The sequence below is a fragment of the Gimesia chilikensis genome (assembly GCF_007744075.1).
Classification (GTDB): domain Bacteria; phylum Planctomycetota; class Planctomycetia; order Planctomycetales; family Planctomycetaceae; genus Gimesia; species Gimesia chilikensis_A.
Genome location: NZ_CP036266.1, coordinates 5,635,006 through 5,661,462, shown reverse-complemented (window position 1 = coordinate 5,661,462; position 26,457 = coordinate 5,635,006). Strand labels below are relative to the sequence as shown.

19 protein-coding genes are annotated in these 26,457 nt (G+C 55.4%); 2 read left to right on the top strand and 17 right to left on the bottom strand.

Annotation, left to right across the window (positions count from 1 at the left end; all coding sequences use genetic code 11):
* Positions 1-15: 15 nt before the first annotated feature.
* From HG66A1_RS21275 to HG66A1_RS21225, 11 genes are all read right to left on the bottom strand, one after another.
* Entirely contained in the window at positions 16-915 is a 900-nt protein-coding gene (locus HG66A1_RS21275; RefSeq protein WP_145188704.1) for a transglutaminase N-terminal domain-containing protein, read from the bottom strand.
* A complete protein-coding gene (locus tag HG66A1_RS21270) occupies positions 912-3,449 on the bottom strand; it encodes a circularly permuted type 2 ATP-grasp protein (RefSeq protein ID WP_197996737.1) in 2,538 nt (845 codons plus the stop codon). Before HG66A1_RS21270 ends, HG66A1_RS21275 begins: the two co-directional genes overlap by 4 nt.
* 132 nt (positions 3,450-3,581) lie before the next feature.
* Entirely contained in the window at positions 3,582-6,959 is a 3,378-nt protein-coding gene (locus HG66A1_RS21265; RefSeq protein WP_145188698.1) for a DUF2126 domain-containing protein, read from the bottom strand.
* Between the two features lie 55 nt (positions 6,960-7,014).
* On the bottom strand, positions 7,015-8,004 hold the full coding sequence (locus tag HG66A1_RS21260; RefSeq protein ID WP_145188695.1) for an alpha-E domain-containing protein: 990 nt from the start codon (positions 8,002-8,004) through the stop codon (positions 7,015-7,017).
* A complete protein-coding gene (locus HG66A1_RS21255) occupies positions 8,004-9,488 on the bottom strand; it encodes a circularly permuted type 2 ATP-grasp protein (protein ID WP_145188692.1) in 1,485 nt (494 codons plus the stop codon). Before HG66A1_RS21255 ends, HG66A1_RS21260 begins: the two co-directional genes overlap by 1 nt.
* 385 nt (positions 9,489-9,873) lie before the next feature.
* Positions 9,874-10,323, bottom strand: coding sequence for a carboxypeptidase regulatory-like domain-containing protein (locus HG66A1_RS21250; protein ID WP_145188689.1), 450 nt, complete (start codon positions 10,321-10,323; stop codon positions 9,874-9,876).
* 93 nt (positions 10,324-10,416) lie between these two features.
* Positions 10,417-11,418, bottom strand: coding sequence for a DUF1559 domain-containing protein (locus HG66A1_RS21245; protein WP_145188685.1), 1,002 nt, complete (start codon positions 11,416-11,418; stop codon positions 10,417-10,419).
* Positions 11,419-11,794: 376 nt separating this feature from the next.
* Positions 11,795-14,269, bottom strand: coding sequence for a Lon protease family protein (locus tag HG66A1_RS21240; RefSeq protein ID WP_145188682.1), 2,475 nt, complete (start codon positions 14,267-14,269; stop codon positions 11,795-11,797).
* 26 nt (positions 14,270-14,295) lie between these two features.
* The gene (locus HG66A1_RS21235; protein ID WP_145188679.1) at positions 14,296-14,715 is read right to left on the bottom strand and encodes an Hsp20/alpha crystallin family protein; all 420 of its coding nucleotides are present in this window, start codon (positions 14,713-14,715) and stop codon (positions 14,296-14,298) included.
* 225 nt (positions 14,716-14,940) lie between these two features.
* Complete coding sequence (locus HG66A1_RS21230) at positions 14,941-16,569, bottom strand: SPFH domain-containing protein (RefSeq protein ID WP_145188676.1); 1,629 nt, start codon at positions 16,567-16,569, stop codon at positions 14,941-14,943.
* Between the two features lie 59 nt (positions 16,570-16,628).
* Complete coding sequence (locus HG66A1_RS21225; RefSeq protein WP_197996736.1) at positions 16,629-18,269, bottom strand: SPFH domain-containing protein; 1,641 nt, start codon at positions 18,267-18,269, stop codon at positions 16,629-16,631.
* 822 nt (positions 18,270-19,091) lie between these two features.
* On the opposite strand from HG66A1_RS21225, the gene HG66A1_RS21220 reads away from it, so the two are divergent.
* Positions 19,092-19,580: a hypothetical protein gene (locus HG66A1_RS21220; RefSeq protein ID WP_145188670.1), complete on the top strand. Its 489-nt coding sequence runs from the start codon at positions 19,092-19,094 to the stop codon at positions 19,578-19,580.
* A gap of 106 nt (positions 19,581-19,686) precedes the next feature.
* On the opposite strand, the gene HG66A1_RS21215 is transcribed toward HG66A1_RS21220, so the two are convergent.
* Together HG66A1_RS21215 and HG66A1_RS21210 are read right to left on the bottom strand one after the other, a co-directional pair.
* Entirely contained in the window at positions 19,687-20,199 is a 513-nt protein-coding gene (locus HG66A1_RS21215) for a pyridoxamine 5'-phosphate oxidase family protein (RefSeq protein WP_145188667.1), read from the bottom strand.
* Positions 20,200-20,370: 171 nt separating this feature from the next.
* On the bottom strand, positions 20,371-20,706 hold the full coding sequence (locus tag HG66A1_RS21210) for a rhodanese-like domain-containing protein (RefSeq protein WP_145188664.1): 336 nt from the start codon (positions 20,704-20,706) through the stop codon (positions 20,371-20,373).
* Between the two features lie 322 nt (positions 20,707-21,028).
* Here HG66A1_RS21210 and HG66A1_RS21205 point away from each other — a divergent pair, with 322 nt between their 5' ends.
* A complete protein-coding gene (locus HG66A1_RS21205; RefSeq protein WP_145188661.1) occupies positions 21,029-22,093 on the top strand; it encodes a sodium:calcium antiporter in 1,065 nt (354 codons plus the stop codon).
* A 21-nt stretch (positions 22,094-22,114) separates the two neighbouring features.
* Here the strand turns inward: HG66A1_RS21205 and HG66A1_RS21200 are convergent, their stop codons facing one another.
* The 4 genes from HG66A1_RS21200 to HG66A1_RS21185 form a co-directional block, all read right to left on the bottom strand.
* Positions 22,115-24,067, bottom strand: coding sequence for an aconitate hydratase (locus HG66A1_RS21200; protein ID WP_145188658.1), 1,953 nt, complete (start codon positions 24,065-24,067; stop codon positions 22,115-22,117).
* Positions 24,068-24,246: 179 nt separating this feature from the next.
* Entirely contained in the window at positions 24,247-24,603 is a 357-nt protein-coding gene (locus HG66A1_RS21195) for a hypothetical protein (protein WP_145188654.1), read from the bottom strand.
* Between the two features lie 20 nt (positions 24,604-24,623).
* Complete coding sequence (locus HG66A1_RS21190; protein ID WP_145188651.1) at positions 24,624-25,265, bottom strand: vitamin K epoxide reductase family protein; 642 nt, start codon at positions 25,263-25,265, stop codon at positions 24,624-24,626.
* Positions 25,262-26,365 carry an NAD-dependent epimerase/dehydratase family protein gene (locus HG66A1_RS21185; protein WP_145188648.1) on the bottom strand — a complete coding sequence of 368 codons (1,104 nt, stop codon included), beginning with the start codon at positions 26,363-26,365 and terminating at the stop codon, positions 25,262-25,264. The genes HG66A1_RS21190 and HG66A1_RS21185 overlap by 4 nt, the downstream gene beginning before the upstream one ends.
* Positions 26,366-26,457 lie beyond the last annotated feature (92 nt).

Here is a 26,457-nt window from a genome sequence, read left to right as displayed (position 1 = left end):
ACTCTCTGGTCGTGACTACTTTGCGGCGGGGGTGACCGGTTCTTCCGGTGCGACGTCCACAGAGACGGTCATGCGATGTTCGCCGCCGCCCACGATCGTGCCCTGGATGGGACAGACGTCGTAGTAATCGCGGCCCCAGGCGACCGTGATGTGATCGGTGGAAGCTGGTACGTTGTTCGTCGGGTCGACGTCGATCCAGCCAGCTTTCTCTCCACAGTAAACTGAGAGCCAGGCGTGTGAGGCATCTGCTCCGACGAGGCGTGGCTTGCCCGGCGGTGGGATCGTGCGTAAATAACCGCTGACATAACGGGCGGCCAGACCCAGGATCCGCAGGCAGCCGATCTGGAAATGGGCGAAATCCTGACAGACGCCGTGCTTTTGTGCATAGACCTCATCGATTTGCGTATTGACGTTCGTGGCGCGGGGATCATAGCGGAATTCTTTGTGGATCCTCGCGGTCAGATCGAGAACCGCCTCCAGGATCGGACGTCCCTTGGTAAACGAGACTTCTGCATAATCAATGAGTTTGGGAAACAGCTTCACTCCCGGCGACTGAAACACATACTGATATGCGTCGAGCAAAGCGGGACTATGATCGCTTTTCAGTGCCAGGGAGATGGTTTCCCAGGCAGGCGTACTGGCGGGAGGGATCGCCGGTGTTGCCATTACGGAGACCTGACTGGTGGCCGTCACGCTCAGTCCCGTATGAGGCTGGTCGATAGAGAAGAATGAGACATTGTTCCCGAAATAATCTTCGCGATGACTGATGCTATAGGGATCGGGGTGGATCAGCAGCTGGAAATCATCACACATCTGGTAAGGCAATACGCGGGGCGCCAGGTGGACCACGTTCTGACAGACCGGCACCGCCTCGGAGTAGGCATATTTCGTGATGTGGGTGATTTTGTATTTCATTGCGGACTGATATCTGCCAACTGGTGTGAGGGAACCGCGTGAACCAGATAACGATGCGAGATCGCTTCAGAGAGTTTGGGCAGCTGAGCGTCCCAGGTTTCGATCAATTGCTCCAGTGGTTGGTAGTCGCCCAGACAGTGCGTGTCCGAAACTTCCTGGATATCCAGCATGCGTACCGATTGCAGGAGCGTCATCGCCAGACGTTGCTCGGCTGAGTAACCGGGCAGTTCCCGGTTGCGCGGCAGACGCTCGACCTGTTTGGAGAGCTGCATGAACTGGAAAACGAGCGACCGGGGATTACTTTCATCAGTCAACAGCAGATCCAGAACAGCCGCCAGTTGCAGATTTGAGAGGTATCGCGAACGATACGTCATCAGGCTGTCGGCGACTTCGAGTACGGTTTCCAAAACCGGCGCCTGGACATCAGGCATGGGGATAAAACTGTTTTTGACGAGGCTGATAATCTGCAGCGAACGTTCGAGCCGGCGTCCCAGTTCGAGGAAGCGGAAGGCCTGGGTCCGTGTCATGCTTTCCATGATGATCCCGCTGAATGCAGCGAGTTCTGTGATCAGGTCGTTCATCATTGTCAGCACATCGGACAGGTTGGTGACTCCAAAGCGGGCCGGCTGGAAGCCTTTATCGATACGACGGATGATCCGCCAGGTGTCGAGCGAGACCCGGTCGCGAACGATCGAGCCCAGACGGAAGAGTTCATTGATGATCGAGCGAAGCGAAGCTGACTGAGTTTCATCAAAGACCGCGGTGGGCAGAACATGTTCGATGGCGGGCAGCTGATTCCGCATTTTTTCGATGGCGTAACCGGGTTCAATCTGTCCCTCGTCGGCCAGGCAGCGGAGCAGAATAGGGACTTCCAGATCGCTGTTCGAACGGGTTTCACCGCCGAGTCGATTGACCAGGCTACGCAACAGCCGGGCCAGCGATTCGGCCCGTTCCAGCTGTCGTCCCAGCCAGAAGAGGTTGTCTGCCGCGCGACTCGGTAATTCCGATCCACTGCGGCGGAGGGAGATCGTGCGGCCCTGTTCTTTGAGGAGCGAAATGTGTTCGACGGGCTGGTCGGAGAGAATCCAGGTATCCTTACTGCCTTCCCCTTTGCGAATGGAGACTTCCAGCGGATCGAGTGCCTTGGCTGTCCGGGCCAGGGCGCCCTGCATTACGGTGTAAGAATCTCCGGCGGAGACCGCATAGGCTCTGAGCGAGAGATGGGCGGGCGTTGTTTCCCCTTTCCAGACCGGGACGCTGGAGCGGATGACTTTTTCCTGGGCGACAAACTGTTTCGGGTTGGCCTGAATCAGTTCGGCCCGTTTCTTGAGGGGGAGCTGATTCCAGCTTTCCATGGCGGGGTGATCCTGGCCCCGAATGCGGAAGGCTGACTGAATGGTCAGCTTCTCCAGGTTCTTCAATACGTAACTCAGTCCCTGTGGATCTCCGCACCACCAGGTGGCGACGCCGGGCAGTTTGAGTTCTTCCCCGAGCAGTGCTTTACAGAGACGGGGCATGTAAGCCATGAACGCGGCGGATTCGATCAGTCCACTCCCCAGTGAGTTGGCGATGCCAACCTGTCCGGAGCGGGCAGCCTGTGTCAGCCCCGAAATGCCCCGACCGGACGAGGATCTCAGTTCCAGAGAATCACAGTCGCCGCTGTTTTGTCGCCGGAAGATGACGTCAACGGGAATCAGCCCTCCGAGTGTTTTGAGCATGACCTGATTGCGGCGAATCGCGAGGTCACCACCTTCCACCAGTGTGTATCCGAGGTAGCGTGCCAGGTAGGCATCTTCGAAATAGTTCGGGCTCTGCGGACCATGGCTGAGCAGAACCACGCGGGGGTTTTCCAAACCCTGGGGCGCCAGGCTGCGCAGGCGATCCTGAACGGCGATGAAGAAGGGAGCCAGTCGTTTGACGTGGCACTGGTTGAACAGCTCCGGAAACATCCGCGAAGTCAGAATACGATTTTCGAGTGCAAAGCCGATACCCGAGGCCGCTTCGGTGCGGTCGGCCATTACCCACCATTTTCCATTGGGCGAACGGGCCAGATCGGCAGCGTAAAAGTGCAGGAAGCAGTTATCGCGGGGGACCTGTCCATGGTAGGCCCGCAGGAAGCCCGGGTGAGAGAAGACGAGTTCGGCAGGCAGCATTCCCTGTGTGAGCAGAGTCTGTTGGCCATACAGGTCGCTCAATACCAGGTTCACCAGGCGTGCCCGTTGTTTTAACGCAGTGGCGATGACATCCCATTCGGTAGACGAGATCAGAAAAGGGATGGCATCGAGCTCCCAGGGGCGGGGCTGATCGCCGGGAGTAATATGTCCACTGTAGGCGAAATCATTGGCCTGGACAGTGCGTTGTGCCTGTTCCCAGCGGTGATCGAATTCTTCGCGGCCGATACGGGAGAGAGCATCCAGAAATAGTTTGGCTTGCGGGCGGGGCTGCCCACCATCCAGCAGGAACTCATCAAACACGCCGGGGGGCGGCGTGTATCCTTGAAACAGATGGTTCACAGAGAGTGGGGAGGTTGTCACGGTAGTCTTTATTCCTCAAGTTGAGATGTACCTCAAGTGTTCTGTTGAAGTATATCTCATCGCTGATCGTGTGTCGGTATTTATAATTCGGGAGCGGTTTGCCCCCGGAGGCCCGGATGGGATCAGACTATTTTACACGATGCCCCGGTTTCGGCGAAGGTCAAGCGTGAAGGGAAACAGTGCGTTTTTTTCCTCTTCCGGAACGGATCGGGAACCGCCTGTATGTCCCATTTTGAAAAATCGGGTAGCCCGACGGCTCTCTGCTTCATAAGCGTTCACTGGAAAAGTGCCTGGATTCAGCCCGCCAGGGTGGCCCACATGGTAGGTGCAGCCGCCGATGGAGCGTTGATTCCAGGTGTCGACCAGGTCGAAGACCAGCGGTTCATCGACGGGAATGGTCGGGTGAAGGCAGCTGGGTGGCTGCCAGGCACGATAGCGGACGCCGGCGATGGCCTCTCCTTCGGTTCCAGTCGGATGCAGGGGGATGCGGCGGCCGTTACAGAGCAGGACGTGCCGACCTGCGGCTAATCCCTGTACTTTCACCTGCAGACGTTCGACGGAGGAATCGACATAGCGGGCGGTTCCACCCCCTGCCGCTTCTTCGCCAAGGACGTACCAGGGTTCGATCGCAGTCCGTAATTCGATATGGACACTTCGATATTCGATTTCTCCGATATGGGGAAAACGGAATTCAAAGTGTGGACCGAACCAGCTGCTTTCCAGGGGATAGCCTGCCTGTTGCATTTCCGCGATGACATCTTCGAAGTCCTGCTGGATGAAATGCGGGAGCAGCCAGCGATCGTGAATCGAGGTGTTCCAGTCCATCAGCGGGATGTTATACGGGTTGTTCCAGAAACGGGCGACGAGTGCCCGGAGCAGCAACTGCTGTGTGAGACTCATCTGCCAGTGCGGAGGCATTTCGAAACCACGGAACTCGACCAGCCCCAGTCGGCCGGTGGCACTGTCGGGAGAATAGAGTTTGTCGATACAGAATTCGGCACGGTGGGTGTTGCCGGTCAGGTCGACGAGCAGGTGTCGAAAGACACGGTCGACGAGCCAGGGGGGAACGGGACCCGATTCGGGAATCTGTTCGAAGGCGATCTGCAATTCGTAGATCGCATCGCGGCGGCCTTCATCGACACGGGGCGCCTGACTGGTGGGACCAATAAAGCGACCGGAGAAGTAATAAGACAATGAAGGATGATTGTGCCAGTAGGCGATCAGGCTCCGCAGCAGATCGGGACGCCGCAGAAACGGACTGTCTTCAGGAGTATGAGAGCCCATGACGATATGGTTTCCGCCTCCGGTTCCGGTATGGGTTCCGTCCAGGTCGAACTGTTCAGTTCCCAGGCGCGACATGCGGGCGTCTTCATAGACGCCTGAAGTGATCTGTACGAGTTCCTCCCAGTTGCTGGCGGGATGTACGTTGACTTCAATCACGCCGGGATCCGGTGTGGCCTTGATGTACTTGATGCGGTAATCGGGGGGCGGCAGATACCCTTCGATGATGACGGGCATTTCCAGTTCTTCCGCCGTCTGCTCAATGGCGGTCAGCAGTTCGAGATAACCTTCGAGCCGATCGACCGGGGGCATGAAGATGTGCAGACAGCCGTCGCGCGGTTCGAAGCACATCGCGGTGCGAATGATCTCTGAGAGTTCGTCAGATTTGGTTTCATCAGAATGAGTGCCCTCGAGGGGGCTGTTCTCGTCTCCGTCTCCATTTCCGGATGAGCCGACACGTTCCAGTACCTGATGCTGGACCAGGTTACTGGTTTGTCGGGTGGTCCGGTGAGAGACGGCCTGTTGTTTGAGTCCTTCGTAATCGGGCAGTGGTTCAGTTGCTTCGAACGGGACCACGGGTACGGACTGAAATTCGCCTTCCAGTGCGGGAGGCAGCGAATCCAGAGGGAGGCGGAGTCCCATGGGGGAGTCGCCGGGAATCAGAAACATGTGTTCGGAGCGAACGGGCCAGGTGCCGCTTTTCCAGCGGGGACGGGCGTTCCACCATTGATGTGTCAGGGGAAGCATGCAGCCGACCGGGTTGCTGAGTCCCCGTCCGAAGACGCGGGCCAGGCGGGCCCGTTCTTCTGCATCGTCGAGATCCGCATTCAGCACGTCCGCGTTGACGGCCAGGCGACGCTCTTTCCAGAGGTAGTACATCGCGTCTTCGTAGGCCAGCGAAACGTGATCCGGGTTGAGGTCAAGTCGTTCGGACAGCAGACGCGAGAACTGCTCTGCCTGGTCGATGTCGTGTCCGTAATTCTTGCCTGGTTCGGCCAGGAGTTTCGTGTTTTTCCAGATGGGCTGTCCGTCGGTCCGCCAGAGGCAGGTGAGTGCCCAGCGGGGCAGTGATTCGCCGGGATACCATTTTCCCTGACCGTAGTGAATCAGGCCGTCGGGGGCGAAGCGTTCGCGGAGGCGTTCAATCAGCTCTCCTGCCAGAATGTGTTTTGTGGGACCGACGGCAGCGGTTTTCCATTCGTCCGAATCCATGTCGTCGATGGAGACAAACGTTGGTTCGCCCCCCATCGTCAGCCGGACATCATGTTTTTCCAGATCGACGTCTACCTGGTGTCCGAGTTGTTTGATCTGCTGCCATTCTTCCTCGGTATAGGGTTTGGTGATGCGCGGATCTTCGTAGACCCGTGAGATCGACATTTCGTGGTGAAACTCAACTTCGCATTGTTCGACGGTACCGCTGATCGGGGCCGCGTTGAGTGGTTCAGGCGTGCAGGCCAGAGGAATGTGTCCTTCGCCGGCGAGTAGTCCTGAGGTTGGATCGAGACCAATCCAGCCGGCACCGGGGAGAAAGACTTCAGTCCAGGCATGCAGATCGGTAAAGTCCACGTCGGTACCAGAGGGGCCATCGAGAGATTCGACATCGGGTTTGAGCTGGATCAGGTAACCCGATGCAAAGCGGGCCGCCATCCCCAGATGGCGGAGGATCGTCACCAGCAGCCAGGCACTGTCGCGACAGGAACCGCGGCCCAGCTTCAGAGTTTCTTCCGGGGATTGTACGCCAGGTTCCATGCGGATAACGTATCCGATCATTTCTTGCAGGCGCTGATTGATCTGTACCAGAAAATCGATGGTTTTGCATTCGCTGCGATCGATCGAATCCAAGAGCGCCTTTAATTCGGGGCCGGGCGTGATTGGATCGAGAAAGGGTTGCAGATCCTTGGCGAGCCCCGGTTCGTAGGTGAAAGGGAATTCGGTCGCATCGGGTTCGAGGAAGAAGTCAAACGGATTGACGACCGTCATCTCGGCGACGAGATCGATTTCGACTTCGAGGTTACGAGTCTTTTCGGGAAAGACCAGCCGCGCCAGATGGTTACTGTGCGGGTCCTGAAGCCAGTTAATGAAATGTTTTTCCGGTTCGACCCGCAGGGAGTAGCTGCAGATTGGTGTGCGGCAGTGGGGGGCGGGACGGAGTCGCACGAGCTGGGGGGCCAGTTCGACGAGGCGGTCGTACTTATAAATTGATTTGTGGTTGAGAGCGACGCGGATCATGTTGGTTCATCATTCGGTGTTAACTGAAACGGGGTTGCCGGATAGAGGGCAGAAATCAACCCGTTTGTGATTGCGTTTGCGTAGAGGATGCCTGTGACTGATATTGTGGCGTGAAGAATACATCCTGAATCGCTTCGCCTACCAGATTGAGCTGCTTTTGGAACCCGTCGATGTACTGGTGCAGTCCCTGATCGATGATGTCATCGATGCTGGTATAATCCATATTGGAACATAAGAGCCCCATCCGTTGTTCGGCAAGGTTCTGGAATGTGCCCGCGGTACTGCCGGTGATGTAGCGCAGTGACTGTTGAGCTTTCCGCAGGCAGAAGTGCATTGCCCGGGGGAACTGAGTATCCAGAATCAGAAAGTCCGCGACGCGCGAGGGGGTGATTTTGCCGTACTGTCTGCGGTACATGGCCAGGGCACTGGCGGAACGGAGCAGGGCCGACCAGCGGACTACGTCGAGGGCACTTCCCACGTCCCGGGCATCGGGCAGCAGGATATAGTACTGCACATCGACAATGCGCGAGGTCTTGTCGGCCCGTTCAATCAGGCGACCTGTACGGGAGAAATGCCAGGCTTCTCCATGCGACATGGTGGCATCAGTGGCACCAACCAGCATGTGACTGGCGAGGCGGACACGTTCACAGAATTCCTGTGGCTGATCCATCAGGCCGGGCTGACTGGCTGCCGAGCGGACCATGAAGTAGAACTGATTGAGCTGTTCCCAGACGACTGTGGGGATAATTTCACGAATGGTGCGGGCGTTTTCCCGCGCCAGTGAGACACAGGAGATGATCGAGTTCGGATTTTTCTTATCAAACGAGAGAAACTTGAGGACGTTTTCCCGCGTGGGTTCGCCGTAGAGTTTTTCGTAGGGAGCCTGATCTCCGGTGGTATAGACGAGCGGCGCCCACTGATTGGCGAGGGTGTCCGTTTCTCCGAGGGTGAGGTTGTAGTTGACGTCTATAAATCGCGCGACGTTTTCTGCACGTTCGACATAGCGACTTAACCAGTAAACGGAACTAGCGACACGACTGAGCATCAAATCTTCTCCAGAGCTGCGGGTGAAAAATGCGGATCAGACAGCGTGTGTCCGTTTCGCAGAATCCACGTATCTTTGCTGCCTCCCCCCTGTGAAGAGTTAACGACCATTGATCCTTCTCGCAGCGCTACACGCGTCAAGCCTCCCGGCATTACGTAAATATCTTTTCCGCAGAGCACAAACGGTCGCAGGTCCACATGTCTGGGGCAAAGTTCATCGCCGATCAGGGTGGGGACGGTTGAGAGTTTCAACATGGGTTGGGCAATCCACTCGCGGGGATTGGCACGAATGGCGTCGGCACATTTATCACGTTCTGCCTGTGAGGACTGAGGCCCCATCAGGATACCGTAGCCCCCTGATTCGTTGGTGGGTTTCACAACCAGCTGATCCAGGTTCGCCAGTACGTGATCGCGCTGTTTCTGATCAGAACAGAGGTAAGTCGGTACATTCGGCAGAATGGCTTCTTCCCCCAGGTAGTATTTGATGATCTGCGGCACGTAGGCGTAGACGGCTTTATCGTCAGCGACGCCTGTTCCCGGTGCATTCGCCAGGGTGACGCGACCGGCGCGACAGACTTCCATCAGGTTCTCGACGCCGAGAGCGGAATCGGAACGGAAACATTTCGGATCCAGGAAGTCATCGTCGATGCGGCGATAGATGACGTCGACGCGACGCGGTCCCTGTGTGGTCTTCATGAAGACATAGCCGTCTTCCACGAACAGGTCGGTACCCTGAACGAGTTCGACGCCCATCTGCTGGGCGAGGAAGGTGTGTTCGAAGTAAGCCGAGTTATAGATGCCTGGAGTCAGTACGACCGCGGTGGGATCGCTGACGCCTTCGGGGGCACAGTCGAGCAGTGTTTTGAGCAGCTGTTCGTTGTAGTCTTCGATGGGAGCGACAGACATGCCCTGAAAGACGGGGGCGAAGGTCCGCTTCATCAGTTCGCGGTTTTCCAGCACGTAGGAGACGCCGGAGGGACAGCGAAGGTTGTCTTCGAGAACGTAGATCTGTCCATCGGCATCACGGATGAGGTCGACGCCGGTGATGTGGCACCAGACTCCCTGGGGAGGCTGATAGCCTTGACACTGTTGGCGAAGTGTTTTCGAGCTGCGGATCAGGTCTTCGGGAACAGCTTTGTCTTTGAAGATCTTGCAGTCGTTGTAGACATCGTTAATGAAGAGGTTCAAGGCGTGGATGCGCTGCTTGAGTCCGCTTTCGACGACCTCCCACTCATGGGCGTCGATGATGCGGGGGAGCAGATCGAAGGGCCAGACTTTTTCGGTGCCCGCTTCATGTCCGTAGACGTTGAAGGTGATCCCCATGTTCTGCAGGGAGAGCTCGGCTGCTTTCTGGCGTTGCTGCAGACTGCCTTCGGTCAGGGTCTGCAGACGTTCCACAAACTTTTTGCCGCTGGGCCGGGGCTGGCCATCGGGCGCAAACATTTCATCGAAACAGTCTATAGACTGATAGGGAGCTAACCTCATCTGACGATTCCTCAACGAGCCTTCTAGTTGGAATTGCTACGGGGTTTTCTGTCTGCCTTAAGTTTTAAGCAGATTGCGTGCCGTACACATCAAGTAATCGTTGATTGCCTGAATCTATGATGAAATCACAGCTTTTGGTGCCTGATTGTTCAAAATCTCGCGCAGGAAGTCAGCAGGCGAAGAATGTCATGCCTATTTATCGCGCAGCAAGGGATTAAACAAAAACCGTAATTGCCGACTCCAAAACTGTGATTCACAGAGTGAGCTGTCTCGATTGACGATACCTATCTTACCAGAGAAATCCAATTCGGCTAGACCAGCTGTGCGATCTTACAGAGATGCAGACAATTATTCGTGCTGTTGCGAAAACGGAATGCTGGTCTGCTTAATGGATCTCTTTGAGATCGAAGGTGAATTCATTGGCCCCTGATTGCACATCGACGGTCAGAGGACTGGTCTGAATCTTGCGAACCTTCGTGGGGATATTCGGGTATTCTTTGGGTTGTGGCGCGGGTTGATCCATGCCGGGAGCAATTGGTTCTTGTGGTGGGGGACTAATTGTGACCGTGTATTTCCCCACGGCGACCATTTCGATCGTGGCTGTTCCCGATTCATCCAGCGGGCCTCCTCCGCCTTCTCCCGTCTCTTCGTTGGCCAGGTCGACTTGCCCTTCGGATACGGGCGCACCACCGTTGGTGATTGTGATTGAGATTTCACCGCGGGGCTTGTCTGCACCCGGGGTACGACTGCAGGCCGTATTCAGGGTGATCAGAAAGAGACTGACGGCGATTAACGCGGTGAAACGGACACTATGTCGTAGGATGGACTTGTTCATCGTGATACCAGGGAGATTAAAAGAGAGGTCTCATGCGGGAAAGCCTCCCCCGGACCGGAGTCTCGGGGGAGGGGGTTTGGTCAGAGGTGTGGATTAAAATTCTCCGATGACCTGTCCGTCGTCACGTACACACAGTTGGCGGAGTGTGTTCATGTCGATGTTTTCAGACAGGAAGCGAACGGAGCCATCGGTCAGCACGGCGTGAATGCCACCCACGTGATGCGAGTTGAGTACCGTGTTAGCGGAATAGGCACTGTTGGCGTAAGTTGGTGCACCGGAAGTCCAGAACGCATTGGGAGGATTCCGTACGGTCGTGGTTCCGGCTGCATACCAGTAGCCACCCGAACTGAGGGGCAGCGGCGTGCCTGCATTCCAGGTGGAGAGACTGGCGTTGGCCCAGCCGTGCCAGGCACCCAGTGCATTGGCACCCTTCTGAGCTCCGTTCACCTGACCAGACTGTTCAGCAAGGATGATGGTATTCGATGTTCCGTCGGTACAGTCACGGAAACGGACGCTCTTGTAGGGGATCATCATTCCGGTGTTACAGTTACTGGAACTGCTCGCCAGCACGTCACCGGTACAGACACTGGTGCGGCCCACGGGGTCGGGGGTGGCACCGGAGATACCAACGTAGTCGATGATCATACTCTGCAGACTGGGATCGGAGTTGCTGTCAGACAGGGTGTAGTCAGTTGTGTTGGTCATGCCGTAGGGGTTGGACGGACATTTGTAAACGGGGATACGGACCGAATACAAAATGGTGTTTCCCGGAAAACCGGAGTGGGCCCAGTAACCATTCGGACGGGTCAGCTGCGAGTAGACATTGGCCTGATCGATGTAGGGCAGGATGGCAGCACGCCAGTTAGAGTAGGAACCGGTTTGTGTTCCAATGGGGAGCGCCAGGAAATTATCGTTGTAATTGTGGAGTGCGAGTCCCAGCTGTTTCATGTTGTTCTTACAGGTGGAACGGCGGGCTGCTTCGCGGGCCTGCTGGACAGCCGGCAGGAGCAGGGCGATCAGAATCGCGATAATGGCGATCACGACCAGAAGCTCAATGAGCGTAAAGCCACGTTTCGGGAGGGTACGTTTCAACATTGGTGGGTTCCTGGGAAAGAAAATGAGGCGGGAAAATTTCAGTTGCTGAGACATAAATGCAAAGCGGATGCCATATTTAACGATTATTAAAAAATAAAGTTAAATTGAGCGTCATGAGATTCTGTGAGGACCGAATTTACTGATTATATGCAAAGTGGTTGATGTGATCTGCTGCTGTCATACATATGCTAAACCACTTATTGGAAGGTGTTTAGGTTAGATCAGTGAATTCAGGTTCTGTACAAAAGAGCAAAATGGGGTTTGATCGCCGCTGACTGAAGAGAGGGGCGCAGCTTGCCTGTTTTCTAATCAGAGCCTGCGCGGTTTTTGGCATCCGGGTTCTGATCAATCGTTCTCTCTGCGTCATTGAGTCCGTTCAATTTCCCGGGAGAGGGGGACGGGGATCCGAGGGCATGTCGAGCGGCGTTCCGGGGATCCAGAGCAGTCGTCCGGTGTCGGTCATTTTCTGTTCGATCAGGAGCTCTGCAATTTCTGAAAGCCGGTCCATGACTTTGCCGTGGAACGTTTTGGGATTGGAAATATCGCCGGCGGGCAGACCGGTGAAAAGTTCAATGGCCTGGTTCACGTTTGAGATGGCATAGATGTGGAACTGTTTCTTTCGAATGGAGTCGATGACATCGGAACGCAGGACGAGATTCTGCACGTTGGAGACGGGGATACAGACTCCCTGTGTTCCGGTGAGCCCGTGGGCTCGACAGACGTCGAAGAAGCCTTCGACCTTTTCATTGACGCCGCCGATCGCCTGGACTTCACCCCACTGGTTGACAGAACCGGTGACGGCCAGATCCTGGCGAAGGGGGACTTCTGAAATGGCGCTGAGCAGGCAGAGGAACTCGGCGACGGTGGCACTGTCTCCATCGATACCGCCGTAGCTCTGTTCCATGGCGATACTCGCGGAGAGGGTCAACGGTTGTTCGCTGGCGTAGAGGTTCCGCAGGAGCCCTTCCAGGATCAGCATGCTTTTGTCGTAGGTATTCCCGCTCAAGCGGCTTTCCCGTTCGATATTGATGATGCCTGCCGTTCCGACGCCAACACTGGCAGTCAGTCGAGACGGGCGGCCGAAGGCGTAGTCTCCCAGATCGGCGACGGCGAGTCCGTTGACCTGACTGGTTTCGGAACCTTCCAGTTGAAACAGCAGCGTCCCATCGGAGATCAGCTCCCGGATCTTCTCGGCCACCAGATCGGAACGGTAGATGCGTTCCTGGACCGCCTGATGTACGTGTTTCGCTTTGACGACTTTCTGCTTATCCTGTTCGGCCCAGAAGCCGGCTTCGCGGGCGACATCGGCGACGTGGCTGAAGATGGAGGTCACTTTTTTCTTATCGTCTGCCAGACGCGAACCGACGCGGACCAGTTCTGCGACCGCACCCGCATTGAAGGGAATCAGACCTTCCCTGTCGCTTAACTGGCGCACGAGCATGCCGTAGATCTGCCCGGTTTCACCGTTCCGGTCGATTTCGGTATCAAACTCGGCTTTAACGCGGAAAATCTCGCGGAAGTCTTCATCGTGCAGATAGAGCAGATGGTAGATCAGCGGTTCCCCCATCGCGACGAGTCGGATATTGAGGGGGATCGACTCGGGCTGCAGAGCGGAGGAGGAAAACATGGAAAACGGGTCCTGGATCTGGATTTCCAGGGAACGGCTTTTGAGCGTGCGTTTGAGTTCTTTCCAGACGAATGGTTCGACCAGGGCATCCATGAGATTGATGACCAGGTAACCCCCGTTAGCTTTGTGCAGACTGCCGGATTTGATCCGGGTGAAATTGGTCATCATGCGGCCGGCCCGGTCGACGATGCGTTCAATGGTACCAAACAGGTTGCGGTAGTTGGGGGCATCCTCAACGATGATTGGCGGCTCTTTAAGCTGGCTGTTGTCGACGACCACATTGACGCGATATTCGAGGAAGCGCTGCTGCGCATCCTGTCCTTCAGCAGCCATCATCTGCGCCATCTGGGGAGGCATGTCTGAAATGTCGCGGAACAGGTTGAGATGTTCGATGACGTGCTGCTTGAAACGGGGGAACCATTCCTTGAGTCGCGGGGACTCGAATTTCTGTTGCAGGTCCGTGACCATCGGTTCGATGATCTGCGTGGCAAACTTACGGGCGACTTCGCGAACGTCCGTTGACAGTTGTCGCTGGATTTCCCGTTGTTCCTGCAGGACCCGACCGGCCATCTCGACGAGTTCATCCTGATGGCTTTCAATTTCCTGCATCTGCTCCGGAGTGAGCTTCTCAATCTCTTCCTGGGTCATGGGGCGACCCTCGGTGAGCGGGATAAACAGCATCTGACCGTCGGGGAGCTGTTGTACGGTCATGTTGTGTTCACCGGCCAGCTTCTGCAGTTTGTCGAAAACTTCGTCACCCCGTTTGCGGTAGACCTGGCGGAGTCTCTCTTTTTCCTTGCCGAAATCTTCTTCTTTAAACGCCTTGGGGAGCAGTTCCTGCAGTTGTTCGATCAGGTCTTCCATCTCCTGACGCAGCTGGATCCCCTGGCCGGCGGGTAGGTTGATGGCATGCGGGCAATCGGGTTCATCGAAGTTATTCAAATAGACCCAGTCGTCGGGAATCGAATCGTCGAGTACGCGCTGCCGGACGGCATGGGTGATGAGCTCAGTCCGACCGGTGCCGACCAGGCCGGAGATGTAGATATGGTAATTCGGATGTTTGATTCCCGTCCCCAAATCCAGGGCCTTTAAGGCGCGGGGCTGACCGATGATATCCGTCAGCGGTTCCAGTTCTTTCGTGGTTTTGAATCCGAACGACTTGGGATCGATATCGAGAGTGACTTCGTCAGCGCTGAGCGCGCGATACTGCGGAGTGTCCGTCATGCATTCCTCACCAGATCAGTCAAAGACTAGGGTTGTGATTTCAGTTTCTGTTTGGGGATTCTCAATGTCAGGGTGCCCGCTTTGTTTTCCCGTTCCACCCGATGTGGGTCGACGGCGTGTTCGAGCGGGAAGCGACGGAAAAAACTGCCTTTGCGGCGTTCGATGCAGACCCCCTGGGCAGATTTCTCAACACAGCCGGACTGACGCCAGCCTGAGATAATGAGGGTATGCGGGGTGACTTCGATATGAATTTCATCCGTGGGGACGCCGGGGATATCGGCTTCTACGAAATAGGAGTCCGGGGTTTCATAAATATCGATTTCGGGTTGCCAGCCTCCCGAGGGGCCGCAGATGCCCCACTGGCCGTGGAGTAGATCGTCGAAGGCCTGATCGATCTGCTGTTCGATGTTGCGGACCCGGATGGGCTTCCAGGGAAGTTGTGACATGAGAGCACCTGTCGATTCTCGATAGTACGTGAGAAGTAAGTCGCTGCCGACATCCTGTTCAGTTTACCCATTCGAGAAGACTTCGTCCAGAATCGGGATGGGAGAGAGGGACTCTGATTGGATGGCAAGAGTCCAGCGTCTGGCTCAAGCTGGAAAAGAAAACACGGGAAACAGAGCAGGCGGGTTCCTGATGGAAAGCGCCTGTCTGTTTCCCGTGGGCAGGCCTTAGCGGGTTGGTCGCTGCTGCGTGGGAGCGGTTGAATCCGACTTGAGTGGAATGATGCCACGGACGCCGAAACCACCGTTGGCTTTATTCATGTCGGTCCAGAGCGTTCCTTCACCTGCGTAGAGAAAGTTCAGTTCGACATTGTCGGGCAGGTTGGTGGCAAAGTACCAGTTGTTGTATGCCTGGGGAGAACCGAAGGCATCGACGGCCAGACGGAAGCGGTCTGATTTGGCTTCCTCAACCATCTTCTTCCCTTCGTTGGTCGCTTCCCCCAGAATGGTTACAGCCTGGGCTTTCAGTTCTTCGGTCTCTTTGTCGATGGCGGCGACCAGCTTTTCGGTTTCCGCTTCGATCTTGGCCGCTTCACGCTGACCGCCGGCCTTGGCTTCTTCCACCTGCTTTTCCGTGTCGGCATTTACGGTGTCGGTGGCCAGTTCAACTTTGTTTTCGGCTTCCCGGAGTCGGGCTTCTTCTTTGGCGGTGGACTGTTCTTCTTCGCGGGTGAGTTTCAATTCATCGGCGATGAAAGCCCGCTGGATCGGTTCGCGGACCTGTTTGGGAATGTAGACATGCCGCACCAGGCCGTAGAGCAGGGTGATCTCCTTGTCGTCCAGGACACTGTGGAACTGGTCGAGGCAGGTCTTCTGGTAAACTTCACGATCGCTGCCTACCAGCAGCTGGACTGCCTTGTATTCGGAACCATTGTTACGACAGATCGATTCGATCTGTGGCAGGACGACTTTCTTTTCGACCTGGTCGACGTTTCCGAACGTCCGGACGGCGTGAGCCGCCTGGTCGGGCATCAGCCCCCAGATCCCGGTGAAGTCGATATGGATCGGGAAGCCATCCGCACTGGGGAAGGCGATTCCGCTGCGGGGATCGGAAATCTGGGGTTCTCCGTTTTCGTCTACAACCGTTTCCCCCAGTTCGTCATGTTTGACTTCCACGGAGATAGTACTGTGACGGTAGCCGATCTCGACGATGTCGATCTGCTGTTCGCGACCATTGACGGGATAGTTACCCGGGGGCAGCACTTTGTCCTGAACGCCTTTCTTCACGCCGGTCGCCTGATTGTCAGAGAGCTGCGTGACCACACCGACGTAACCGGTGGGGATCTCGACCCAGCCAGCGACTTTCTGGGACTGTCCCGAGGTGAAGTCGATTCGTTTTTTGACTTCGACTGTGTAGCCGTAGGGATTCACACGATAGCGGCCCGGGTGCAGCACCTTGCGGAGCACCCCTTTATATTCTGTGTGTCCGATGTCGCCGTCGACGAGGAAGTTGGCCCCTTCCTGGTTCTTTCCGAGTTTACAGGTGACTTCCCCGATTTCACCCGGCTTGATGACCACGTCATCGACGAGTTTGCGTTCCCACCAGATGGGGCAGTAGAAGTGCCGTCCGGGGCCACGCATTTTTTCGAGGATGCCCATCTGGCCTTCTTTGGCCCACATACCGGGCTCGGCCTGAATTCGATCTCCAAAGATCAGCGGACCTTTGTAGCGGAGCTGCAGGCTTTGTCCTTCGGGGACGTAAATGCGGTCGATGGTCCAGTGGAACAGGAAGGCGGCGATGGCCAGCATCATCGACAGCACGACAACAGGGATGATAATCAGTTTACTGCGTTGCATTGGTTTTCTCTCCATTCTGGAGTGGTTGTTTTTTCTAAATCAAATGTGTTTCTGTGAAATCACTTTTCTGTCGACACGGCGGTCACCGGTTGTGTCTTCGCTGGTTGCGGAGTGACTGGTGCAGAGTCGGCGAAATGATCGAAGATTCGCATCAGCGGTGAGTCCGCCGTATTGGTCATGATCTTTTTGAATCCGGGAGCCAGCTTCTGGTAGAGGACATAGCGTCCAAAGCTGGAACCGTCGCCGCCAAATGCTTCGACGGCCCGTTTCCAGCCCGCGGCATCCGCGATGTTTTCAAAGCCGATCACGGCCGCTTCTGCACGTGTCTTGGCGAGAATGGCCTGGGCTTTGTCTTTGGCTGCCTCCAACTGTTCCTGGGCGACTTCCTTATCCCGTTCCGCCTGTTCGAGAGCAACGCCCTGTTCCTGGCGGGCGAGGGTGATCTTTTTGATGATCTCTCGCTCTGCAGTCACGAGGGCTTTCTTCTGTTCGATGAGCGCCGTCTCAGTGGCGAGGACCGCTTCCTGTTCTTTCTGCAAAGTTTCCCGGCTGTACTGTCCTTTTTTCTGGACAGCAATTTCCCGGTTCCGTAGCGGTTCTGCAATGGCTTCGGGAGGTGTGATCGTGGTGATCAGAGCCTGCACGATTTCGATGCCCTGTTCTTTACAGGTTTCGGTGATCTTGGTCTGGAACTCCTTCTGGAAAGCTGCACGGGTTTCACCGCCGATGAATTCGCGAGCACTGGTGTTAGAACCCCGCAGACGACAGAAGGCCCGGGCATTGGGCATGATGACCTTGTTGATGATTTCGTCGGCAATCGCTGTCGAACCTGTTTCGTCATTGGAAACATCGTTGTAGGTTACGTACGTTTGAGCCGCGGTGGTGGGGATGACGCGGAACTCGATGACGCCGTCGAGGGTAATCGGGAAACCGTCCTTACTGGGAAACATCATCACGCCTCCCTGGGAGAGGTCAAATCGGAGCGAACGCGTATCGATGGCGTTGATGCGGATCGTATACGGGTTCAGGTAGTACGTACCTTCGTCCAGGGTTTCTTTTTGCGGACCACGGTGGCCGGTATCAACGAGTAACTTGTTGGGATCCTCGGGCATGGGGCCGGCCAGGTTCGTGACGATGCCTTTGTAACCGGCGGGAATGACCTTGGGTTCCCAGAGCTCGATGATTTCGATGTAGTCGTTCTTAAGACGGGGTATGCCCACGGGTTGCTTGGAATTACGATCGATGACCAGGGCGTTGATGGCATAGCGACCTGGTTTGAGCACTTCCTGGATGATGCCTTTGTGCTTTTCGCTGGTCGACATGAAATCTCCGGGGGGCAGGTCTTCGCCATAGAGTCGAATGCGGACCCCCATTGCGTCGGCGGGAATTTCGACCATCGGATAAATTTCCCAGTCCCAGGTGTAGCAGTTGTAGAAGTAGCGTCCTTCGGGCAGGACTTCCCGCTGGAGTCCTTTGTGAGTGGCGTCCTTGAGTGTGAGGTCAGGCGAAATTTCCTGATCGTTGCTGAGGTCGATACCAGTCTTGTGAGTCAGGACGGCAAAGTGTCGGGCGGGGACGTCGATGCGAAACTGGGAGTAGACAACATACCCGAAAATCATCAGGAATAATCCGCCGACAAAGAGGCCGGTGATCCCGAATTTCAGCAAAAGAAGTCTGGCTTTGAATCGTTCGTCGCTCATTTCTGCTCCTTTGATCGAGTCCGTCTCGACCGTGAATGAAAGCAATGTGTTTCTACAAGTCACTATCAATGTAGAAGATAGGTGTTTTGATCTGCTGTATTTCTTCGGAGACATGATTGTCAGGAATCTGAAGTATGTCTCTGTTGTCATTGAAAACGCAGGGGATTTCGGAGAGATCAAAAAATCGGTTCACCAGATACCCGATTTCGGTCGAATTTCGCTAACCTGAATATCTGAAAGAGTTAAGGGACCAGGTTGTTTCTGGCGACCGGAATTCTGAAAAAAGTGCGGATTTTCTTCTCTCAAATCACCCTGAAAACGTATTAAGTATGGAAGGAAAAAAGGGATCATGAGGATCCGAAAGGGTTGCGAGGAATGGACTCGTCATCCACCTCGCCTGTTGAAAGTGTGAGAAAGGAGGCTGGCTGTTAGTACCTCATATCTAAATTGGAAGGCAGCTCCATAATCGAGGGCGAACTTCGCGATAAGTGGGCTGAGGTCGTTGGGCTGAGGCATCCTGCATACGGGGAACTGCGATTCGCACGCTTATGGAGCTGAGTGGCTGGTGCCTGGAAGGGCAGCAGCTTTTTTTATGCGCGGTACGTCATCCTTGCGTGATGACAGTGTGGCTCTCCAATTTGTTTCTTAATGTTCCTGTGCTGGATTGCCGCTGCCTGACGAGCTTCCAGGGTGGGCGCTGAGCGACCAGAATTCTGCGATCATGGCTGTTAAAGCGGCTCTCGTGCCTGTATGAGCGATTTCAGACACTGGCATATGAATTGCACCTTAGTCTGGCTGGTCCATTATTAAGGAGAACCCATCATGGCATATCGCAAAGTCGAAGATATTTTAGGACTTGTCGAGTCTTTTCATAAACGGATGCGTCAGGCGCTGGAACGCGTGGAAGTGGAATCCCGATCCGAAAGCGTGGAATGGCTCTCCAAAGAGTTACGGGCGCATGAGCTGCACTGGCAGGCCGCGCTGAACGGATACGGAAAGCGGGTGGCAGAAGGCGTACTGGATACGTGGCTGCAGTACATCCCGGATGAGGATGTGCGCGAGCAGCTGGATTCCATTCGGGTACAGCGTGATATGACGCTGGATGAGTTGAATGATATGAATATCCGGTTTCGCCAGGCATTGATTCAGTTGTATGAATCGCTGGCAAACGGTTCTTCTGCACCACGTGTGAAAGAACTGTTTGAGCAGTTGCTGGAATATGAAAAGTCGGTGATCGCAGACCAGAGTCAGAAGTCACGCGAATCGGACCTGGTAGATGCAGAAAGTCTGCCTCGCTCACAGTCATCATGATCGGCTCATGATTGAATGAAATTAAAAAAGCCCCGGGAAGCAGGTTGTGTTGCTTCCCGGGGCTTTTTTGTATCAGCCGGACTTTGCAGACTGGGCTTCAATCAGATCAGGACGGTGTGTCTGACCATTCCAGCTTATCATGTTTCGGTGCTGTCGAAGTGAAGAAAAGTGCTCTTACCGCATCGGAGAGGTTTTGCACATTCGCATCCCAATACTCGGCTTCTGCGACATGCACGCAAATCAGCATCAGGCTGGGGTCTTCCGGACCGCCGGAAAACCACTCATTCAGACTGTCTGTCCAGAGCAGCTCTGCTTTCTGCTTGTTCTGGATGAGCTGAGCCTGGCCGGAAATGGAGATGTAGCGATCTTCTCTCGGTTCCGAATAGACGAGATTCACATGCGGGTCCTGCTCGATTTCCTTGACCTTGGGATCATTGGCGTGGGTAAACAGCCAGAGCTCACCATCGAACTCGTGCCGGGCTGTGATCATGGGTCTGCTTCTCAAGCCTGCTTCGGAAGAGTGGGTTGTAAGCATGCAGATTTTAATATCACGGATCAGTTCACGCAGTGTATCAATCGACTGCTGACGTTCCTGTTGTTTTGGTTCTTGCTGATTCATTGATTCACCTGTTGGTTCTAAAATAAAAAGCTGACCGATGAAAATGAATGAATTGGCAGGAAACATTTCCATCGGCCAGCGGTAAAGCGTAAGACGAGTGATCACCGGATGCGCTGGTTACTGATGGCATTTGAGTAACCAGTGCATCTCACTCAGTAAGGATCACTCGAATTACGCTCCTGCAACGAGCTTTTCTCCGGCTTCGCTCCATGACTTCGATCCCCCTTCGTAGTCATAGACATTCGAGAAGCCGGCCTCTTCCAGCTTCTGTGCCGCCTGTTCGGAGGAACCGCAATCCTCGCTCGCACAGTAAACGATGACAGGCAGTTCTTTACTGCCAGCCGCCTGTTCCACCTGCGAGACGAAATCGTCCTGCTGTTGAGGGATGTTCATGGAATTCGGGATATGCGCCTTCTGGAAGTCATCCTGTGACAGGGTGTTGACCAGAATACCTTTTTCATTACGCTGCATTTTGCTGCGGAGTTCTTTGGTCGAGATCGTTTGCATGATCGTTCTCCTGAAATGATTGAAAACTTTTGTAGTAGCAGTCGGAGAAGAGTGCAAAACGCATACCACGACGGTACCGCTTTTGCTGATATTGAGGAAGGGCTGGTTAATACCACGAATGCCCCTGCTTCAGCAGAGATGAGTTTCATTTATCAGGGATTCATCTCGGGCCTGATGAGTTGGCTGGACAGTCTGTCGCACCTGTGCGACAGGCTGTCCGGGTTTTTTGGTGGGGTGGACTGTTGTCTGAGCGTTCGTTCTGGTCGTTCGTCTGTCTGATCGCAAGCTAAGTTATTCCAACTGGAAAGAAGTTGTTGACTCAATGTCATTGTTCGAGTTACAGACAAATCCGCTGGCGTTGAACATGGTCCTGTTCAGTCTCGCAGCCGGGGGAGTCTGGTTATGTGGTTCCAGGCTGAGTTACTACGTAGATTTGATCGCGGAACGTACGGGAATTGGAAAAGCGTTCGCCGGGGCGTTGCTACTGGGAGGTGCGACCAGCCTGCCTGAACTGGCAACCACGTTGAGCGCGTCTTTCTCTGGTGCCGCGGAGATGGCGGGTAACAACCTGCTGGGAGGCGTGGTGATGCAGATTGCGGTCCTGGCAGCACTGGATGTTTTTTTTCTGCGAAACAAACCGCTGACGCTGTTCTCGCCTGAGGCGACGTTACTGGTGCAGGGCGTGTTTCTGATCCTGATGTTGAGCTTCGGCATTATTACCCTGGTGACCGGGGAACTGCTGGTGGTTTGGGGAGTGGGGCTCTGGCCCGTATTGCTGTTTCTGGCCTATCTGTTTTGCCTGGGGGTATTTCATCGTTATGAAGGGGCACCACGCTGGGAGCCGACGGGTGAGGATAAACAGCCGATTGAATCGCCTCGCGATGTCAAAGATGCGCATCCCGAATATCGTGATCTGAGTACCAGGCAACTGGTGATACGCTTTGTACTGGCAGCGGCTGGTGTGCTGGTGAGTGGATTTGTGGTGGCGCGGACGGGGGAAGTGCTGGCGGATCAGAGTGGTCTTGGCCAGAGCCTGATCGGTGCGACGCTGGTCGCGCTGGCGACCAGTCTGCCGGAGGTCAGTACTACGTGGACCGCAGTCCGTTTCGGTGCTTACAGTATGGCGGTGGCTAATATTCTGGGAACGAACCTGCTGGAAGTCGCGCTGTTTCTACCTGCCGACCTGGCGTATCGGGACGGGGCGATTATTGACAGCCTGGATCCCTCAGCGAGTTTTCTGGCAGCGCTGGGAATCATCTGCACGGGACTGTATCTCTGGGGAATTCTCGAACGCCGCGATAAGACCATCTTGGGGATGGGCTACGATTCGGCCATGATTCTGCTGATTTATTTCAGTGGCATGGGCCTGTATTACTATGTGCTTTGAGCAATACATAACCGATATCTGTCAGGCCTGTTTCTGCCGGGACGAACGTGCCCAGTTGATCAATCCGCCTGCGAGCAGGATCTCACGCTGACGTTCTGAGAGCCCATGTCGAGCTGTGATGGTAGAGTGACCGTTAACATGGACCTGGATTGTCGGCTGATCTGCGACCTGGTGCCTGAGTGATTCCATATGCAACAGTACGTTCTGCTCAATCTCTGCGTAATCGTCCGGGTTCTCAAACGTGAGGGGGAGGATGCCAAAGTTGACGAGGTTCTGCCAGTGGATGCGGGCAAAGCTTTTGACGATGACCAGTCTCAACCCGAGATAGCGTGGGGCGAGCGCTGCATGCTCGCGACTGGAACCCTGTCCATAATTTTCTCCGGCCACGATTGAATGACCGCCCGCTTCGCGGATATGCAGGGCGTGTTCTGCATAGCTGGAGTCGATTTGTTCGAAAGCGAACTTACTGATTTCGGGAATATTGCTGCGATAAGGCAGTACGCGGGCACCCGCAGGCAGGATTTCGTCCGTCGAGATGTTATCGCGCATTTTGAGTAAGACGGGAACCTCAAGTTCATCTGGCAGGGGTTCAAATTCGGGGATGGATTTAATATTTGGTCCTTTGCGTAGTTTGAACTGAGTGAGGTCGTCATCCATAGGCGGTGCCTGAAAGAGTTCGTCACGGCTGGTCCGGACCCGGGGAATCTCGATTGAGGGGCAGGGCATTTCCAGGGTACGGGGGTCGGTAATGCATCCGGAGAGTGCGGACGCGGCAGCCGTCTCAGGGCTGACCAGGCAGACCTTGTCTTCCCGGGTTCCACTCCGCCCGGGAAAGTTGCGGGGAACGGTACGCAGACTGATCTGGTCGGTGGCGGGGGCCTGTCCCATGCCGATGCAGCCATTGCATCCCGCCTGGTGGATACGGGCACCAGACTGAATTAACGCGCCCAGGGCACTCTGTTCGACCAGGGACATCAGGATCTGGCGTGAACTGGGATTGATGTCGAGGGAAACGCGCGGATGAATTTGGCGTCCCCGGACGATCTCGGCGGCGATGGCGAAGTCGCGATAACCGGGATTGGCAGAGGAACCGATGTAGGCCTGGTAGATCGGTTCGCCGGCCTGTTCGCGGACAGTGTGCACATTGCCTGGACTGGAGGGGAGGGCGATCAATGGTTCCAGGGTACCCAGATCGATTTCATCCTCGATGTCGTAGCTGGCATCCGCGTCTGCTGTCTGTTCCGAATAATCTTCTGCGCGTCCCTGTTCGTGCAGGAAGTGCTGAATTTCTGTGTCAGCCGGGAAGACCGTGGCAGTCGCGCCGAGCTCCGCGCCCATATTCGCGATCACATGGCGGTCCATGGCCGAGAGTTGTTTCAGACCGGGACCGTGATATTCGATGATGCGATTCACGGCTCCTTTGACGTCGTGCCGACGCAACATTTCTAAAATCACGTCTTTGGCGCTGACCCAGTCGGGGAGCGTGCCTGTGAGATGAACGCCCCAGATTTCGGGCATCTTGAGATAAAACGGAAAACCTGCCATGGCCATTGCAACTTCGAGTCCGCCTGCGCCAATGGCCAGCATGCCGAGTGCGCCGGCGGAACAGGTATGGCTGTCAGAACCGAGCAGCGTTTTGCCTGGCTTGCCGAAATATTCCTGGTGCAGGGGATGACTGACGCCATTTCCGGGACGACTGAACCAGAGTCCAAAGCGCTGGCAGGCGCTCTGCAGGAAGAGGTGGTCATCCGGGTTTTTGAAATCTTCCTGCAAGAGATTGTGATCGACGTATTGCACGGAAACTTCGGTGTGCACGCGATCGAGTTGCATCGCTTCGAGTTCGAGCATGACCAGGGTGCCGGTGGCGTCCTGTGTGAGTGTCTGATCGATGTGGAGACCGATTTCTTCTCCCGGTTTCATAGAACCTTCGACCAGATGCGAGCGGATGAGCTTTTGAGCAAGATTAGCGGCCATGACTGACTCCTTGGAAAGGGCGGGCGCTGAGAGCCCATTGATCTTGGCGCGAGTGTGTCGTGCTTTGATTCAGTGAACCCGCTTAAAAATTGGTTGTAATTAAATGTTGCACCCGGGCCGGACCCTGTCTTAGAAGCCGCGGAGCTGATTTGTCTCCCTGAAGTGTTGTGTTGCTGTAGTCAAGACATCCCCGGAGATTGTTTGTACCAGCAGCGGGGAGGCTGACTGGCACGGTTGGGTACCAGGGCAAACATCAATAATAATAAGCCAGTCATGATCAGATTCTGGAGTGCGGGCGGGATGGGAGCCGGGACGGCGAAACGTCCATAGCCAATCAGCGCCAGCGCGAGGAAGAAGATCGCTAAATGTGCGTGGCGCAGTGGCGGCCAGTATGAAACCAGGCTGAGGCAGATGACCAGCAGGGCAGAAGCCCAAGTCACAGCCGTCAATGCAGCCACCTGTTCTTCTGCAGTGAAGATAAAGGGACTGATAGCGAGCCAGCAACCCAGCATGAATTCAATAACGCGCGACCACATGCGATTCTCCCTACTTAAAATCAGGTTCTCTGAACCATCTCACTGGCGATTTCGTCGGCGATTTTTGTGGGACGTCCCCAGAGTACCTGCCAGAGCACTTTTTTGTCGTGTGTCCGCTGCCAGACGCGGTAGAGCAGCTTGAGTGAGGCGTAGACTTCGTCGTAAGCCATCACGACCAGCACCAGTGAGATGACAGCGGTGATCAGACAGAGCAGACACCAGTTGCCGACAATCGTTGCCTGGCAGACGACGAGAATCGCACTGACGATCCCCAGCGGAATGACATCGATCCCAAACAGAATGACCAGCCAGGGGCGGTACTGCCAGCGACGTGTCGAACCGGCCAGGCCGAAGATCGCATCACCCAGATACGCGAGCGCACCCAGGGCTGCGTCCGGCACTCCGAACCAGTAATGCATTTTCAAAGCGACATCTGAGGTCAGTACCTTGCGCGTCTGTTCGCCGAAGACCGGATCCCAGGGGGCTTCAATCAGCCCCCACTGAAAGAGGGCCATATGCCCTGCCAGTAAGAAGGCGATGCTGGCCAGAATGCAGATCGGAATTCGCTGACTCCAGGTGGACGGGTTATAATCGAACGGCGGAACTGCGACCTCAAGGTCAGCCTGTTCTGCGGGATACCCTTTGAGCGATAACTGGCTCATTTCCGGGCTCCCGTGGCTTCGAGCTGCGGTAGTTCATCTGGAACCGGCAGGCCGTTTTCTTCATACCAGGCTTTGGGATCGTCGAGCAGCGCGTCGATCATATCGGGCAGTGTTTCGCGGAGCAGATGTCGGGGTTCCCAGCCAAGCTGCTCCCGGGCCCGTTCCGCGCTGACCGGATAGTTCTGGTCGGCCAGATCGATCATCCAGGTTTTGATGAACGGGGCGTCCGAGTCAGCTGCGAGTTGATCTTTCACCCACGCACCTGCCTTGGCGGCTGCTTTGGGAATCCGAATGGCGGGCCACTGGTCCCCATGGAGATAAAGTCCGATTTTTTCCTGCAGTTCTTCGTAACTCATGACATCTTCTTCACCGATGACGAACAGGCTGTGTTCCGGAAGTCGACGGCGATGACCGATGACTGCTTTGAAACAGCCGACCAGATCGTTCAGATGCAGAAATGCCTGGCCGTGGGTTTTGTCGCCGGGGAAGAAATAACTTTCCAGCTTCTTCTGGAAGATGCGAGAGATCTGCTGACGGATGGGAATCGAGTGGCACTGCTCATCATAGACGCCGGCCAGACGCAGAATGACGGTCGGAATCGATCCGGCGTACTGCCGAATGGTGGACTCGGCTTCCAGCTTGGACTGGGGGTATTGCCATTCTGCTTCGACGGGAGACGATGCCTGGATGAGCTCGCCATCGTCGACTGATTTTTGTACCAGCAGAGAACTCGAGAAGATAAACTGCTCGACGTCAAAATCCTGCAGTCCCTGTAAGAGCCGCCGGGTTCCCGCTACGGTCAGGTCCTGGTAGAGCGGGCTCGGCTCGCCGGAAAAGTCGTAGTAGGCGGCCAGGTGAACCACGCTGGCGATTTTACTGCCGTGCTGAGCCTTGAGGTCTGACAATGCGCGGGCGACCGAATCATCGTCTGTCAGATCACAGGAAATCCATTCTGAGGAATGCTGCTCTTCGGGCAGTGGCTTGACGTCAAATGCGACTACCTGGAACTGTTCTGAGAACGCTTGAACGAGTCGTGTGCCGATCAGCCCGGCTGCTCCGGTGACCAGAATAACCGGTTTTTCTATTGATGTATCATTCATGCTCTGCCTCCCTTCTGTCGGTTTCGATTGAAATTCAGAGAAAGAGTGCCGCAACTGGAATGCCAACCCGGGATTTTTCCTCTGGTTTGCAA

What these genes read in the sequence shown, in the direction of transcription:
- HG66A1_RS21185 (WP_145188648.1), bottom strand. Translation starts at nt 26,365, where the DNA reads ATGAATGATACATCAATAGAAAAACCGGTTATTCTGGTCACCGGAGCA.
- HG66A1_RS21225 (WP_197996736.1), bottom strand. Translation starts at nt 18,269, where the DNA reads ATGAGCGACGAACGATTCAAAGCCAGACTTCTTTTGCTGAAATTCGGG.
- HG66A1_RS21220 (WP_145188670.1), top strand. Translation starts at nt 19,092, where the DNA reads ATGGCATATCGCAAAGTCGAAGATATTTTAGGACTTGTCGAGTCTTTT.
- HG66A1_RS21230 (WP_145188676.1), bottom strand. Translation starts at nt 16,569, where the DNA reads ATGCAACGCAGTAAACTGATTATCATCCCTGTTGTCGTGCTGTCGATG.
- HG66A1_RS21265 (WP_145188698.1), bottom strand. Translation starts at nt 6,959, where the DNA reads ATGATCCGCGTCGCTCTCAACCACAAATCAATTTATAAGTACGACCGC.
- HG66A1_RS21255 (WP_145188692.1), bottom strand. Translation starts at nt 9,488, where the DNA reads ATGAGGTTAGCTCCCTATCAGTCTATAGACTGTTTCGATGAAATGTTT.
- HG66A1_RS21235 (WP_145188679.1), bottom strand. Translation starts at nt 14,715, where the DNA reads ATGTCACAACTTCCCTGGAAGCCCATCCGGGTCCGCAACATCGAACAG.
- HG66A1_RS21260 (WP_145188695.1), bottom strand. Translation starts at nt 8,004, where the DNA reads ATGCTCAGTCGTGTCGCTAGTTCCGTTTACTGGTTAAGTCGCTATGTC.
- HG66A1_RS21200 (WP_145188658.1), bottom strand. Translation starts at nt 24,067, where the DNA reads ATGGCCGCTAATCTTGCTCAAAAGCTCATCCGCTCGCATCTGGTCGAA.
- HG66A1_RS21250 (WP_145188689.1), bottom strand. Translation starts at nt 10,323, where the DNA reads ATGAACAAGTCCATCCTACGACATAGTGTCCGTTTCACCGCGTTAATC.
- HG66A1_RS21215 (WP_145188667.1), bottom strand. Translation starts at nt 20,199, where the DNA reads ATGAATCAGCAAGAACCAAAACAACAGGAACGTCAGCAGTCGATTGAT.
- HG66A1_RS21275 (WP_145188704.1), bottom strand. Translation starts at nt 915, where the DNA reads ATGAAATACAAAATCACCCACATCACGAAATATGCCTACTCCGAGGCG.
- HG66A1_RS21205 (WP_145188661.1), top strand. Translation starts at nt 21,029, where the DNA reads ATGTCATTGTTCGAGTTACAGACAAATCCGCTGGCGTTGAACATGGTC.
- HG66A1_RS21210 (WP_145188664.1), bottom strand. Translation starts at nt 20,706, where the DNA reads ATGCAAACGATCTCGACCAAAGAACTCCGCAGCAAAATGCAGCGTAAT.
- HG66A1_RS21245 (WP_145188685.1), bottom strand. Translation starts at nt 11,418, where the DNA reads ATGTTGAAACGTACCCTCCCGAAACGTGGCTTTACGCTCATTGAGCTT.
- HG66A1_RS21195 (WP_145188654.1), bottom strand. Translation starts at nt 24,603, where the DNA reads ATGTGGTCGCGCGTTATTGAATTCATGCTGGGTTGCTGGCTCGCTATC.
- HG66A1_RS21240 (WP_145188682.1), bottom strand. Translation starts at nt 14,269, where the DNA reads ATGACGGACACTCCGCAGTATCGCGCGCTCAGCGCTGACGAAGTCACT.
- HG66A1_RS21190 (WP_145188651.1), bottom strand. Translation starts at nt 25,265, where the DNA reads ATGAGCCAGTTATCGCTCAAAGGGTATCCCGCAGAACAGGCTGACCTT.